This window comes from Cupriavidus sp. HMR-1 (assembly GCF_000319775.1).
GTDB classification, from domain to species: Bacteria; Pseudomonadota; Gammaproteobacteria; order Burkholderiales; family Burkholderiaceae; genus Cupriavidus; species Cupriavidus metallidurans.
Genome location: NZ_ANKP01000049.1, coordinates 76,793 through 90,151, shown reverse-complemented (window position 1 = coordinate 90,151; position 13,359 = coordinate 76,793). Strand labels below are relative to the sequence as shown.

At 63.6% G+C, this 13,359-nt stretch carries 12 protein-coding genes; 2 read left to right on the top strand and 10 right to left on the bottom strand.

Features of this window, described 5'->3' with window-relative positions:
* Window positions 1-6: 6 nt before the first annotated feature.
* Window positions 7-516 carry an Lrp/AsnC ligand binding domain-containing protein gene (locus D769_RS07565; protein WP_008643687.1) on the bottom strand — a complete coding sequence of 170 codons (510 nt, stop codon included), beginning with the start codon at window positions 514-516 and terminating at the stop codon, window positions 7-9.
* Between the two features lie 108 nt (window positions 517-624).
* Here D769_RS07565 and D769_RS07560 point away from each other — a divergent pair, with 108 nt between their 5' ends.
* Window positions 625-1,929 carry a D-amino acid dehydrogenase gene (locus D769_RS07560; RefSeq protein WP_008643686.1) on the top strand — a complete coding sequence of 435 codons (1,305 nt, stop codon included), beginning with the start codon at window positions 625-627 and terminating at the stop codon, window positions 1,927-1,929.
* A 78-nt stretch (window positions 1,930-2,007) separates the two neighbouring features.
* On the opposite strand, the gene D769_RS07555 is transcribed toward D769_RS07560, so the two are convergent.
* The 7 genes from D769_RS07555 to D769_RS07525 all read right to left on the bottom strand — a co-directional run bounded on the left by D769_RS07555 (window position 2,008) and on the right by D769_RS07525 (window position 9,463).
* Window positions 2,008-3,792, bottom strand: coding sequence for an acyl-CoA dehydrogenase (locus tag D769_RS07555; protein ID WP_008643685.1), 1,785 nt, complete (start codon window positions 3,790-3,792; stop codon window positions 2,008-2,010).
* A gap of 120 nt (window positions 3,793-3,912) precedes the next feature.
* Entirely contained in the window at window positions 3,913-4,848 is a 936-nt protein-coding gene (locus D769_RS07550) for an FAD-binding protein (RefSeq protein ID WP_008643684.1), read from the bottom strand.
* Window positions 4,849-4,866: 18 nt separating this feature from the next.
* Window positions 4,867-5,616, bottom strand: a complete 750-nt coding sequence (locus D769_RS07545; protein WP_008643682.1) for an electron transfer flavoprotein subunit beta/FixA family protein — start codon at window positions 5,614-5,616, stop codon at window positions 4,867-4,869.
* 211 nt (window positions 5,617-5,827) lie between these two features.
* Window positions 5,828-6,622 carry a MetQ/NlpA family ABC transporter substrate-binding protein gene (locus tag D769_RS07540; RefSeq protein ID WP_008643677.1) on the bottom strand — a complete coding sequence of 265 codons (795 nt, stop codon included), beginning with the start codon at window positions 6,620-6,622 and terminating at the stop codon, window positions 5,828-5,830.
* Between the two features lie 66 nt (window positions 6,623-6,688).
* On the bottom strand, window positions 6,689-7,342 hold the full coding sequence (locus D769_RS07535) for a methionine ABC transporter permease (protein ID WP_008643675.1): 654 nt from the start codon (window positions 7,340-7,342) through the stop codon (window positions 6,689-6,691).
* Entirely contained in the window at window positions 7,332-8,366 is a 1,035-nt protein-coding gene (locus tag D769_RS07530) for a methionine ABC transporter ATP-binding protein (RefSeq protein WP_008643673.1), read from the bottom strand. The genes D769_RS07535 and D769_RS07530 overlap by 11 nt, the downstream gene beginning before the upstream one ends.
* 173 nt (window positions 8,367-8,539) lie before the next feature.
* A complete protein-coding gene (locus tag D769_RS07525; RefSeq protein ID WP_008643671.1) occupies window positions 8,540-9,463 on the bottom strand; it encodes a histone deacetylase family protein in 924 nt (307 codons plus the stop codon).
* A gap of 164 nt (window positions 9,464-9,627) precedes the next feature.
* On the opposite strand from D769_RS07525, the gene mltB reads away from it, so the two are divergent.
* On the top strand, window positions 9,628-10,734 hold the full coding sequence (gene mltB / locus D769_RS07520) for a lytic murein transglycosylase B (RefSeq protein WP_035881564.1): 1,107 nt from the start codon (window positions 9,628-9,630) through the stop codon (window positions 10,732-10,734).
* A gap of 79 nt (window positions 10,735-10,813) precedes the next feature.
* Here the strand turns inward: mltB and cysM are convergent, their stop codons facing one another.
* Window positions 10,814-11,716 (bottom strand): cysteine synthase CysM, encoded by a 903-nt coding sequence (gene cysM / locus D769_RS07515; protein ID WP_008643668.1) that lies wholly within the window; start codon window positions 11,714-11,716, stop codon window positions 10,814-10,816.
* A 110-nt stretch (window positions 11,717-11,826) separates the two neighbouring features.
* Complete coding sequence (locus tag D769_RS07510; protein WP_193750032.1) at window positions 11,827-13,152, bottom strand: solute carrier family 23 protein; 1,326 nt, start codon at window positions 13,150-13,152, stop codon at window positions 11,827-11,829.
* Window positions 13,153-13,359 lie beyond the last annotated feature (207 nt).

Sequence of the window (13,359 nt, the reverse complement as noted above, 5' to 3'; positions counted from 1 at the left end):
GCCGCGTCAGCCTGGCTGACTGCGCTCCTTCTCGTCCACGGCGATCGCCAGCGTCTCCTTGATCTCTTCCATCACCACGTAGCTTTTCGACTGCGCCGCGCCCGGCAGTTGCAGCAGGATGTCGCCGAGTAGCCGGCGATATTCGCCGATCTCGCGGATGCGTGCCTTGATCAGGTAGTCGAAATCGCCCGATACCAGGTGGCACTCGAGCACCTCGGGGATCCGCAGCACCTCGCGCCGGAACTGCTCGAACATGTTGCCCGACTTGTTCCCAAGAGAGATCTCGACGAAGACCAGCAGCGCGCTGCCGAGCAGCGTCGGGTTCAGCCGCGCGTAGTACCCCATGATGACCCCGTCGCGTTCGAGCCGCTTCACCCGCTCGATGCACGGCGTGATGGTCAGCCCAACGGCCTCCGCCAGCTCCTTCATCGAAATCCGGCCGTCAGCCTGCAGGACCCCCAGAATCTTCCGATCCAGCCGATCCAGCGCACGTACCGGCTGACGACTCGTTCTCATGATTTTTTCCTGTTTTACGGATAAATTCGGTAACTATGACTGCCTTGAAGTCAATAGTATAGAAGCGAATTCTCCCACACATCCATTCCGCAGTAGAGAGCCCCCGACATGCGCGTTCTAATTCTTGGCAGTGGCGTTATCGGCGTCACCAGTGCGTGGTATCTGGCCCGCGCCGGTCACGAAGTGATCGTGGTAGACCGCGAAGGCGGCCCCGCCCTTGGCACCAGCTTTGCTAACGCCGGCCAGATCTCTCCGGGCTATGCGTCGCCGTGGGCAGCACCCGGCGTTCCGCTCAAGGCGATCAAGTGGATGTTCCAGGAGCACGCACCGCTCACGATCAAACCCGACGGCACGCTGTTCCAGCTCCAGTGGATGTGGCAAATGCTGCAGAACTGCACTGCCGACCGCTATGCGGTGAACAAGGAGCGCATGGTGCGTCTGGCCGAGTACAGCCGGGATTGCATCCGCGCGCTGCGCGCGGATACCGGCATCAGCTATGAAGGCCGCCAGCAGGGCACGCTCCAGGTGTTCCGCACCGACGCGCAATTGGAAGCCGCGTCGCGCGACATCGCCGTGCTCGAGGAAGCCGGCGTGCCATACGAATTGCTTTCGCGCGAAGAACTCGCCGCGAGCGAACCGGCGCTCGCCGCCGTCGGCCACAAGCTGGCCGGTGGCTTGCGCCTGCCGAACGACGAAACCGGGGATTGCCAGCTGTTTACGGAACGGCTGGCAGCCATGGCTGAATCGATCGGCGTGCAGTTCATCTACAACCGCTCGATCGACGGCCTGCTGACGCAAGGCGATGCGGTGACCGGCGCGATCGTCGAAGGGCAACCGATGATGGCCGATGCCGTGGTGGTGGCGCTGGGCAGCTGGTCCACGCCGTTCGTGAAGCACGTGCTGCCGGGCCTGTCCAACCTGCCCGTCTATCCGCTCAAGGGCTTCTCGATCACGGTGCCGCTCACCGATGCATCGAAGAGCCCGGTGTCGACGGTGCTCGACGAGACGTACAAGGTGGCGATCACGCGCTTCGACGACCGCATCCGCGTGGGCGGCATGGCGCAGATCGTCGGCTATGACCGCTCGCTCGATCCGAACAAGCGCCGCACGCTGGAACACGTGGTGAACGACCTGTTCCCGGGCGCGGGCGATGTGAGCCGTGCCACGTTCTGGACCGGCCTGCGCCCGATGACACCCGATAGCACTCCGGTGGTTGGCCCCGCTGGCATCCGCGGCCTCTGGCTCAACACGGGTCACGGCACGCTTGGATGGACGATGGCCTGCGGCTCGGGCCAGTTGCTGTCCGATTTGGTCTCGGGCACGCGCCCGGCAATCCGTGCCGACGACCTCTCGGTGGATCGCTACCGCAAGCAGCCGCGCACACACCACTTGCCACGGCCGCTACCGGCCTGATCCTTCGGCACGGTGACGAAAAAAAGGGCGACCCCGAGGGGTCGCCCTTTTCATTGCCTTGATACCCGGTGCGCCGGATCAGAACTGATCCGCCGTCAGCGCGTTGGCCGGAGCGCCACCGTCCACAATCGCGGCGCGCAATGCCGATGCCTGGGACAGGATGTGCTGGCCGAAGAAATGCGCCGTCGCGATCTTTGCGTCGTAGAAGGCTGGATCTTCCGCGCGCTTCGCATCGGCAACCAGCATGGCACGGCCGAACTGCCAGCCCGAGAACACGATGCCGCACAGCTTCAGGTACGGCACGCTACCGGCGAACACGGCATTCGGGTCCGCCTTCGCGCTGCCGATGACGAACGCCACCACGGCCTCCAGCGCTTCACGCCCCTGCTTCAGTTGCGCCTGCACCGCCGTGAACGCGTCACCGCCGTGCTTGCCCAGCGCCGCTTCGGTCTCGGCGATCTGCGCGCAGATCGCGCGTGCCATGGCACCGCCATCGCGCACGGTCTTACGGCCAATCAGATCGTTCGCCTGGATCGCGGTCGTGCCTTCATAGATCGGCAGGATGCGCGCGTCGCGATAGTGTTGTGCCGCGCCGGTTTCCTCGATGAATCCCATGCCGCCGTGAACTTGCACGCCCAGGCTGGTCACGTCGATCGACAGCTCCGTGCTCCACCCCTTCACCACCGGCACCAGGAACTCGTACAGCGCCATGTTCTGACGACGCACGCCCTCATCCGGATGCTGGTGCGCGACGTCGCTCGCGGCGGCGGCCACGTAGGCCACCGAGCGAGCGCCTTCGATCAGCGCGCGCATCGTCATCAGCATCCGCTTGACGTCCGGATGATGGATGATCGTCACGGCCTCGCGGGCCGAGCCATCGACCGGACGGCTTTGCACGCGCTCCTTCGCGAACGCCACGGCCTGCTGGTAAGCACGCTCGGACACGGCGATGCCTTGCATGCCCACCGAGAAGCGTGCCGAGTTCATCATGATGAACATGTACTCAAGCCCGCGGTTCTCCTCGCCAACCAGCGTGCCAATGGCGCCACCGTGATCGCCGAACTGCAGCACGGCTGTGGGGCTGGCCTTGATACCGAGCTTGTGTTCGATCGACACGCAATGCACATCGTTGCGCTCGCCCAGCGAGCCGTCCGCATTGAGCAGGAACTTCGGCACGATGAACAGCGAAATGCCCTTCACGCCTTCGGGCGCGTTCGGGGTGCGTGCCAGCACGAGATGGACGATGTTCTCCGCCATGTCGTGCTCGCCATACGTGATGAAGATCTTGGTGCCGAAGACCTTGAACGTGCCATCGCCCTGCGGCTCCGCGCGGGTCCGCACGGCGGCCAGATCCGAACCGGCTTGCGGTTCAGTCAGGTTCATCGTGCCGGTCCACTCGCCCGAGATCAGCTTCGGCAGGAAGGTTTCCTTCTGGGCATCCGATCCGGCAGTCAGCAGCGCCTCGATCGCGCCGTCAGTCAGCAACGGGCAGAGCGCGAACGACAGGTTCGCGGCATTCAGCATCTCGTTGCACGGCGTGGCCACCAGCTTCGGCAGACCCTGGCCGCCGAAATCGACCGGATGCAGCACGCCCTGCCAGCCGCCTTCGCCAAACTGGCGGAACGCGTCACTGAAACCCGGCGTCGTGGTCACCACGCCATCCTTCCAGCTGCTCGGGTTCAGATCGCCCGCGCGGTTCAGCGGCGCCACGACCTGTTCGTTGAACTTCGCGGCCTCTTCCAGCACGGCCTGTGCCGTATCGGGCGTAGCGTCTTCATAGCCGGGCAACTGGCTGATGCTTTCCAGGCCCGCCAGCTCGTTCATGACGAACTGCATGTCCTTGAGCGGTGCACGATAGGTCATTAATGTCTCCAGCGTTTGCAAAAAAGCCGCTCGCGGGCGATACCCGGAACGGCTTCATTCTTCTTGTTCGATCGACCGGCTTTCCGCCGGCCGATCAGGCCATAAGCCCGGTGTTACCTATCAGCCCAGTGCGGCCACCAGCTCCGGCACCACGGTGTTCAGGTCGCCCACCAGACCGTAGTCGGCCACCGAGAAGATCGGGGCTTCGGCATCCTTGTTGATCGCGACGATCACCTTGGAGTCCTTCATGCCGGCCAGATGCTGGATCGCGCCGGAGATACCGACGGCGATGTACAGCTGCGGGGCAACGATCTTGCCGGTCTGACCAACCTGGTAGTCGTTCGGCACGAAGCCGGCATCGACTGCCGCGCGCGATGCGCCCAGCGCAGCGCCCAGCTTGTCGGCCAGCGGCGTCAGCACCTTGGTGTAGTTCTCGCCCGAACCCACGCCACGGCCACCCGAGACGATGATCTTGGCGGCGGTCAGTTCCGGACGATCGCTCTTGGTCACTTCACGCGACACGAATTGCGAGATGCCAGCGTCAGCCACGACCGGAATCGTGTCCACGGAAGCCGAGCCACCTTCGGCAGCGGCGGCGTCAAAGCCGGTACCGCGCACGGTGATGACCTTGATCTTGTCCGACGACTTCACGATGGCGATGGCATTGCCAGCGTAGATCGGGCGCTCGAACGTGTCGGGCGAGTCAACCTTGGTGATGTCCGACAGTTGTGCCACGTCCAGCTTGGCGGCCACGCGCGGCAGGACGTTCTTGCCCGAGGCGGTAGCCGGAGCCAGGATGTGCGAGTAGTCGCTGGCCACGGCCAGGATCTGCTCGGCGAGGTTCTCGGCCAGGCCGTCACCGAAGTACGGTGCGTCGGCCAGCAGGACCTTCGACACGCCGGCGATCTTCGCGGCGGCATCGGCGGCAGCCTTGGCGTTCGAGCCGGCCACCAGCACATGGACATCGCCGCCGCATTGGGCAGCTGCCGTCACGGTGTTCAGCGTGGCGGCCTTGATCGATTGATTGTCGTGTTCAGCAATGACGAGTGCAGTCATGTTCTATCTCCCCCGCGCTCAGATAACCTTGGCTTCCGTCTTCAGCTTCTGCACCAGCGTGGCCACATCCGGGACCATCACGCCAGCACTGCGCTTCGCGGGCTCGACGACCTTCACGGTCGACAGACGCGGCTTCACGTCGACGCCGAGATCTTCCGGCTTGACGGTTTCCAGCGGCTTCTTCTTGGCCTTCATGATGTTCGGCAGCGTGACGTAGCGCGGCTCGTTCAGGCGCAGGTCGGTGGTCACCACGGCCGGCAGCTTGATCGACACGGTCTCCAGACCGCCGTCCACTTCACGGGTCACCGATGCCTTGCCGTCAGCCAGCACGACCTTCGAGGCGAAGGTGGCTTGCGGCATGCCGGCCAGCGCGGCCACCATCTGGCCGGTCTGGTTCGAGTCATCGTCGATGGCCTGCTTGCCCAGGATCACCAGTTGCGGCTGCTCCTTGTCGATCAGGGCCTTGAGCAGCTTGGCCACGGCCAGCGGCTGCAGGTCTTCGTTCGACTCGACCAGGATGCCGCGGTCGGCGCCGATGGCCATCGCGGTACGCAGGGTCTCCTGGCATTGCGCCACGCCGCACGACACGGCAATCACCTCGGTGACGACGCCGGCTTCCTTCAGGCGCACGGCCTCTTCCACGGCGATTTCGTCGAACGGGTTCATGCTCATCTTCACGTTGGCCAGGTCGACGCCCGTGCCATCCGACTTCACGCGGACCTTGACGTTGTAGTCCACCACCCGCTTGACTGCGACGAGTACTTTCATGCGCTCACTCCACTGATAGCTGATAGTCCAAAATTTTTTGAATCGCTCGCCATTATAACCACCGGGGTGGCGGCGCTTTTGATTTTCGAACGATCGTACTATTTTATAGGCAAAGAATTGCCGGGCATAGCCGGCAACTCAGAAAATTTTCACGCCATTGTGCCGCAGGATGCCCTGCGCGCACAGGGTTTGGATGAAAACCTCGAAAAGATCACCACGCAGTGATCACAGAATCCTTGAACGTAGCCTGGATGTACTGCTTGATTTCCGGCGAGTGGTACGCCTTCACGAGCTTGGCCACCCACGGCTTGTTCTTGTCGGCCTCGCGGATCGCGATCAGGTTGGCGTACGGGCCCTTCGGACCTTCCATCGCAATCGCGTCGCGGGTGGGCGACAGGCCAGCCGATTCCGCGTAGTTGCCATTGATCGCGGCAGCATCAAGGTCGTCGAGCGAGCGCGGCAGCTGGGCGGCGTCGAGCTCCACGAGCTTGATCTTCTTCGGATTCTCGACCACGTCGAGCGGCGTCGCCTTCAGGCCGGCGTCGGGGCGCAGCTTGATCAGGCCCTTGCTTTGCAGCAGCAGCAAGCCGCGACCACCATTCGTCGGATCGTTCGGCACGCCGACGCGGGCCCCCTGCTTGAGCTGGTCAAGCGACTTGATCTTCTTCGAGTAGACCCCCATCGGGAACGTCACCGTGAAGGCCACGTTCGTGAACTTGTAGCCACGGTCCTTGATCTGTGCCTCGAGGTACGGCAGGTGCTGGTAGCTGTTGGCATCCAGATCGCCGGCAGCCAGCGCGGCGTTCGGCTGGATGTAGTCACTGAACTCCACCACCTGGATGGTCAGACCATCCTTGGCTGCCACCTTCTTCACCTGCTCCATGATCTGGGCGTGCGGGCCACCCGTCACGCCGACCTTGATCGGCTTTTCCTGCGCGAATGCGCCAGCCGACACCACCACACCCAGCGCGACGATGGCGCCCTTCAGCACGTTACGACGTTGCATGTTTTACCCCAAGGTTTCCCTGTGAATTGCTTTGCGTTGCTTTGATTGATTTGAGCGGCCGTTGTATCAGCGATGGCTGATGCGGCGGACCAGCCAGTCGCCGAAACTCTGCACGGCTTGCACGAACACGATCAGGATCACCACCACGGCAACCATGACTTCCGTGATGTAGCGCTGGTAGCCGTAGCGGATGCCGAGGTCACCCAGCCCGCCGCCGCCGATCGCGCCGGCCATGGCCGAATAGCCAACCAGGCTGACGAACGTGATGGTCAGACCGGCCACGATACCGGGCATGGCCTCTGGCAGCAGCACCTTCCAGACGATCTGGCCCGTGGTGGCACCCATCGACTGCGCGGCCTCCACCAGCCCCTTGTCGACCTCGCGTAACGAGGCTTCCACCAGACGGGCGATAAACGGGATCGCCGCGATCGTCAGCGGCACGACCGCAGCCGTGGTGCCGATCGAGGAACCGACGATGAAACGCGTGAACGGGATCACCACCACGAGCAGGATGATGAACGGGATCGAACGCACAGCGTTGACGACCACGCCGATCGTGCGATTGAACAGCGGGTGCGACAGCACGCCGCCACGATTCGTCAGATGCAGCAGCACGCCCAGCGGCACACCCAGCAGCGAGCCAACCACGCCAGAAATCGCCACCATCAGCAGGGTCTCGCCGAACGACGACAGGAACAGGTCAAACATCTCAGACCACATGTTCGATCTCCTCCACCACTACGCCTTGCGACTGCAGATAGTCCATGGCCGCGCGTACATCGGCCAGTTCGCCCGTGGCCATGATTGCCAGCGAGCCAAATGCCTGGCCCTGGATCTCATCGATATGGCCATGCAGGATGTTGAAATCGAGCCCGTGCTGGCGGATTGCCTGGGCCAGTACCGGCTGATCGACGTTTTCGCCCGTAAAAGCAAGGCGATAGACGTGATCGCGCCCATTGCCAAGACGGCTTTCCACGCGCTTGAGCACGCTCACCGGCAGTTCCTGGGCAATGACGTCGCCGATCATCGCGCGCGTGACTTCGTGCTGCGGACGCAGGAACACGTCGATCACGCGACCCGATTCCACCACCTGGCCGGCCTCGAGCACGGCCACGCGGTCGCAAACCTGTTTGATCACTTCCATCTGGTGCGTGATCATCACGATGGTCAGGCCGAGCTCGCGATTGATCTGCTTGAGCAGGTCGAGAATCGCGCGCGTGGTTTCTGGATCCAGCGCCGAGGTTGCTTCGTCCGACAGCAGCACCTTCGGCTTGCTGGCCAGGGCCCGCGCAATACCGACGCGCTGCTTCTGACCGCCACTGATCTGGGCGGGATAGCGGTCACGCAGCTTCGACAGCCCGACCAGTTCGAGCAGCGGTTCCACCGTCGACGCGATCTCCTGCTTCGACTTGCCGGCCAGCTCGAGCGGCAGTGCCACGTTGTCATAGACCGTGCGCGACGACAGCAGGTTGAAGTGCTGGAAGATCATGCCGATCTCGCGGCGGGCCTCGCGCAGCGCGCCCTTGTCGAGCGCGGTCAGATCCTGGCCGGCGACGATCACGCGGCCGCTGGTGGGCCGGTTCAGCAGGTTGATGGCGCGCACCAGCGTGCTCTTGCCGGCGCCGCTTCGGCCGATGATGCCGAAGATCTCACCGGAGGCGATGGAGAGGCTGACGTCCCTCAGCGCATGAACTTCCCCCGACCCGCCGGGGAACCGCTGCGAGAGTCCTTGCAGTTCAATCATGGAAAGTAAAAAGAAAACGGCAACATCGCGGGGTCCCCTGCGTTGTTGCCGCACTTTATTTTTGTGAAGCGAACATTTTATGCGATCCGCTTCATACCTCAAACGAGATTTTTTCGATGGCTTTATGCGCTGGCGTCATATAGACGCCTTCATAAGTGGCGCATTTGTCACCTTCAGGTCTCAACCAGCACCTTCAGATGGGCGAATACGCTTCGCGCCAGGGCGCTAAGGTTGTACCCCCCCTCCAGGCAACTCACGATGCGGCCCTTCGCATGAGCGCGCGCCACGTCAACGAGCTGCTGCGTGATCCACGCATAGTCCTGCTCGACCAGCCCCATCTGTCCGAGATCATCCTCGCGGTGCGCATCGAAGCCGGCGGAGATAAACAGCATCTCGGGCTTGAATTCGTTGAGCCGCGGCAGCCAGATCGTTTCCACGACCTCGCGCACGGCCAGGCCGTTGGAGTACGCGGGCAGCGGGATGTTCGACATGTTCGGCGCGAAGTGCTCCGTGCCGCTGTACGGGTAGAACGGGTGCTGAAAAAAGCTGCACATCAGCACCTGCGGGTCGTCGCGGAAGGCCGCCTCGGTGCCGTTGCCGTGGTGCACATCGAAATCGACGATCGCCACGCGCGACAGGCCGTGCGCCGTCAGCGCATGTCGTGCCGCGATCGCCACGTTATCGAAGAAACAGAATCCCATCGCGCGATCGGGCTCGGCATGATGGCCCGGCGGACGCGCACAGCAGAACGCGTTCTCCAGTTCGCCGGCAATGACGGCATCCGTGGCAGCCACCGCCGCACCAGCCGCATGTCTGGCAGCGGTGAGCGTGTGCGGGTTCATCAGGGTATCGGGATCGATCGGGTGGTAGCCGGTGGCGGGACTCATCGCGACAAGGCTGGCCACATATTCGGGTCGATGCACGCGCTCGATTTGCGCGTCGGTGGCAGCCGGCGCCTCCCGCCGGTCCAGCAGGCCATCCATCCCATGCGAAATCAGATGGTCCTCGATAGCCTGCAGGCGTTCCGGGCATTCAGGATGGAAATGCCCCATCTCATGCATCAGGAACGACGGATGCGTGTAGTAGCCCGTTGACATTATTCGTTATGGGTCAAGTTCGTCTCCAGACGCTACGTTAGCACATGACGTGCCCCGCGCTTCTACGCCTGTTGGCTGTCGTGTACGGCACGCCGGAATACGCCCTCGACGAGGCGTCGCGTACATCGCATCCGCTATACTCGGTGCGACTTGCAAAGGACAACATGACCGACCACCAGCGCACCCTGCGCCGCCCGCTGCTGGGCGCCGCACTCACCGCTGCCGCATTGGGCCTGTGCGGCATTTCTCCTCGGCTTCTCGCCGCCGGCAAGCGCCGCGTGAGCGTCCGGGAAGAGGAGATCGAACCGGGCCGCTATCAGAATCATCCGCAAACCCGCGCATTCATCGACGAGATGGTGGCCAGCAACGGCTTCCAGCGGGCCGAACTCGAGGGCTGGTTCAGCCAGGCGGTCTATTCCACGACGGTCGCACGGCTGATCATGCCGCCGACCACCCCGGGCAAGAAAAGCTGGCGGGCGTACCGGTCACGCTTTATCGAACCGATCCGCATCAACGCCGGCGTGCGCTTCTGGCAGCAGAACCGCGAGACGCTGCGTCGCGCCGAGGCCGAGTTCGGCGTGCCGGCATCGGTCATCGTCGGCATCATCGGGGTGGAGACGATCTACGGGCGCGATATGGGCAACTTCCGCGTCCTGGACTCGCTCTCGACGCTGGCGTTCGACTACCCCGACACCCCGAACCGTGAGGCGCGCACCAAGCTCTTCCGGAATCAGCTCGCCGACTACCTGCTCTGGTGCCGCGACACCAAGACCGACGTATTTTCGGTGCTGGGCTCCTATGCCGGCGCAATCGGCATCCCGCAGTTCATGCCCACGAGTCTGCGCGAGTACGCGGTCGACTATGACGGCGACGGGCATATCGACCTGCGCAATAGCCCGACCGATGCCATTGGCAGCGTCGGCCGATTCCTGCAACTGCATGGCTGGGAACAGGGACGTCCGGTGGTCTGGCAGATCGCCAACGACGATGGCAGCCGAGGCGTTGCCGCGGCCGCGGCCGACGGCGAACCGTGGCCGACACGCACGCTCAACCAGCTCACGCGCGCCGGACTGCGCGTGGACGAACCCATCGACGTCGCCCGCGAAGGCGAAACAGGCGTGTTGATCGCCGATCTCCCAACGCCTGACCAGCCGACCGAATATGTGATCGGCCTGCGCAACTTCTACGTGCTGACGCGGTACAACCGGAGCTTCTTCTACGCGCTGACGGTGTATCAGCTTGGTGAGGCCGTGAAGGCCGCCATGGCCTGAACGCCCAGCGGCAACAGCAAAGAAAAAGGCCCCGCGGCGCAAGCCTGCGGGGCCTTTCTTTCAGGGCAGGTCCGGGCGATCAGGCCGGGAACACGCCCGTCGACAGATAGCGGTCGCCGCGATCGCACACGACGAACACGATCGTCGCATTCTCGACCTCTTCGGCAATCCTCAGCGCCACGCACAGGGCGCCTGCGGCAGAGATACCTGCAAAGATGCCTTCCTCACGCGCCATGCGGCGAGCCATATGCTCCGCATCGGCCTGCGTCACGGGCTCCTGGCGATCAATGAACTTCGGATCGTAGATCTTCGGCAGATACGCTTCCGGCCATTTGCGGATACCCGGGATACGCGAGCCTTCAGCCGGCTGCGCGCCAATGATCTGGATCAGCGGGTTCTTTTCCTTCAGATAGCGTGACACGCCGGTGATCGTGCCCGTGGTGCCCATCGCCGAAACCAAGTGGGTCACGCGACCGTCAGTGTCTTTCCAGATCTCCGGGCCAGTCGTCTCGTAGTGCGCCAGCGGATTGTCCGGATTGGCGAACTGGTCGAGGATCACGCCCTTGCCGTCACGCTCCATGGCATCGGCCAGATCGCGGGCATATTCCATGCCACCCTTGACCGGCGTCAGGATGATTTCAGCGCCATACGCCGCCATGCTCTGGCGACGCTCGAGACTCAGGTCCTCGGGCATGATCAGGACCATGCGATAGCCGCGGATAGCCGCGGCCATGGCCAGCGCGATGCCGGTATTGCCGGAAGTTGCTTCGATCAGCGTATCGCCGGGCTTGATGCGGCCACGGGCCTCGGCATGGCGGATCATCGACACCGCCGGACGGTCCTTGACCGAACCTGCCGGGTTGTTGCCTTCGAGCTTGCCGAGAATCACATTGCCGCGTGCCTCGATCGCGGTGCCGGGAATGCGTTGGAGTCGGACCAACGGCGTGTTGCCGATGGTGTCTTCAATCGTTTTATAAGCCATGGGTGCGGTGTCGGTCGGTTTTTCGCAGGCCATTGTAATGCACCCAACTTATCCGCACCGGCGGCCGGGCCATTTCCAGGCACCCAGCCGGCGGGATTCCCTGTGGCAGATCAATGCGTCAGGCCCTGCTCCTGCGTCCGGCCCTTGCCGAGCAGGTGGTACAGCAGGATGGCGCCAAACGTCGCGGTACCGATGCCGCCAAGCGTCAGGCCGCCCAGCTTCAGGGTCAAATCGCCGGCAGCCACCGTCAGCGTGGCGCCCACGGTAATCAGATTGCGCGAGCTCGAGAAATCGACGTGGTTCTGCACCCAGATGCGGCCGGCCGTCGCCGAAATCAGGCCGAACACGACGATGGTCAGGCCCCCGATCACCGGCCCCGGGATCGTCAGGATCAGCGCACCGAACTTCGGCGAGAAGCCGAGCAGGATAGCCACGGCGGCCGCCACCACGAAGATCAGCGTCGAATAGATCTTGGTCACCGCCATTACGCCCATGTTCTCGGCGTAGGTGGTCACGCCGGTGCCGCCCCCCGCCGCCGACAACATCGTTGCCACACCGTCACCGATGAAGGCGCGGCCGATGTACGGATCGAGGTTGCGGCCGGTCATGACGCCGATCGCCTTGATATGCCCGAGATTCTCCGCCACGAGCACGATGGCCACGGGCGCGATCAGCAGCATGGCATTGGCCTGGAATACCGGCGCCGTGAACTCCGGCATGCCCAACCAGTTCGCCGCCACCACTCCCGAGAAGTCGATGGCCTTGCCCAGCCCCATCAGGTTGGTGGCAACGTAGTAGGCAAGATAGCCGGCCAGTCCGCCCAGCAGCACCGGCAGGCGGCCAAGCATACCTGGCGCGCGCACGGCGATCAGGCCGACAGCCAGCACCGTCAGCAAGCCCACCCAGGTATCGAGCGGCGCGGCGCTGACCGCCTTGACCGCCACCGGCGCCAGGTTCAGCCCGATTGCCGCGACGATCGCGCCAGTCACGACCGGCGGCATCAGCTTTTCCACCCAACCGTAGCCAACTGCCTGCACGACGAGGCCGATGATCGTATATAACGCGCCCGCCGCGATGATGCCGCCCAGCGCCAGGGGAATATTGGGATTCGGACCACTACCCGCATAGCCAGTGGCCGCGATAACAACGGCGATGAACGCAAAGCTCGAGCCGAGATAGCTCGGCACGCGACCGCGAACAAAAAGGAAGAACAGCAGGGTGCCGATGCCCGAGAACAGGATGGCGATATTAGGATGGAAACCCATCAGGATCGGCGCGATCGCGGTCGACCCGAACATCGCCACCACGTGCTGGATACCCGCCAGCAGCGTCTGTCCGGCGGGCAGGCGCTCGTCGGGGCCGATCACGCCCTCGGTCTTGAGCCGCCACTTCGGAAAAAAACCTTCCCCCCCAGCATTGTCCTGGCCATTCGCCATGTTGTTCTCTCCCTTTTCAGCGGCGGCCCGGCTCACATCAGGCACGCCAGTTGGTTGGTCTTGTTCGATGGTTTTGTCGGATTGCACGGCCCGGCGACCACTGTCGGCAGTGGCGTTGCGCATGATACTCCGCACCCCGGGCCGTGCAAACGGCACCTCGTACCGCAAGCACAACGCATACCAGCCTGCGATTGTTGACCCGGGTGC

Bases quoted from the DNA above. Each gene is read 5' to 3' on its own strand.
- D769_RS07555 (WP_008643685.1), bottom strand. From the start codon at position 3,792: ATGACCTATCGTGCACCGCTCAAGGACATGCAGTTCGTCATGAACGAG.
- D769_RS07525 (WP_008643671.1), bottom strand. From the start codon at position 9,463: ATGTCAACGGGCTACTACACGCATCCGTCGTTCCTGATGCATGAGATG.
- D769_RS07550 (WP_008643684.1), bottom strand. From the start codon at position 4,848: ATGACTGCACTCGTCATTGCTGAACACGACAATCAATCGATCAAGGCC.
- D769_RS07565 (WP_008643687.1), bottom strand. From the start codon at position 516: ATGAGAACGAGTCGTCAGCCGGTACGTGCGCTGGATCGGCTGGATCGG.
- D769_RS07530 (WP_008643673.1), bottom strand. From the start codon at position 8,366: ATGATTGAACTGCAAGGACTCTCGCAGCGGTTCCCCGGCGGGTCGGGG.
- mltB (WP_035881564.1), top strand. From the start codon at position 9,628: ATGACCGACCACCAGCGCACCCTGCGCCGCCCGCTGCTGGGCGCCGCA.
- cysM (WP_008643668.1), bottom strand. From the start codon at position 11,716: ATGGCTTATAAAACGATTGAAGACACCATCGGCAACACGCCGTTGGTC.
- D769_RS07540 (WP_008643677.1), bottom strand. From the start codon at position 6,622: ATGCAACGTCGTAACGTGCTGAAGGGCGCCATCGTCGCGCTGGGTGTG.
- D769_RS07535 (WP_008643675.1), bottom strand. From the start codon at position 7,342: ATGTGGTCTGAGATGTTTGACCTGTTCCTGTCGTCGTTCGGCGAGACC.
- D769_RS07510 (WP_193750032.1), bottom strand. From the start codon at position 13,152: ATGGCGAATGGCCAGGACAATGCTGGGGGGGAAGGTTTTTTTCCGAAG.
- D769_RS07545 (WP_008643682.1), bottom strand. From the start codon at position 5,616: ATGAAAGTACTCGTCGCAGTCAAGCGGGTGGTGGACTACAACGTCAAG.
- D769_RS07560 (WP_008643686.1), top strand. From the start codon at position 625: ATGCGCGTTCTAATTCTTGGCAGTGGCGTTATCGGCGTCACCAGTGCG.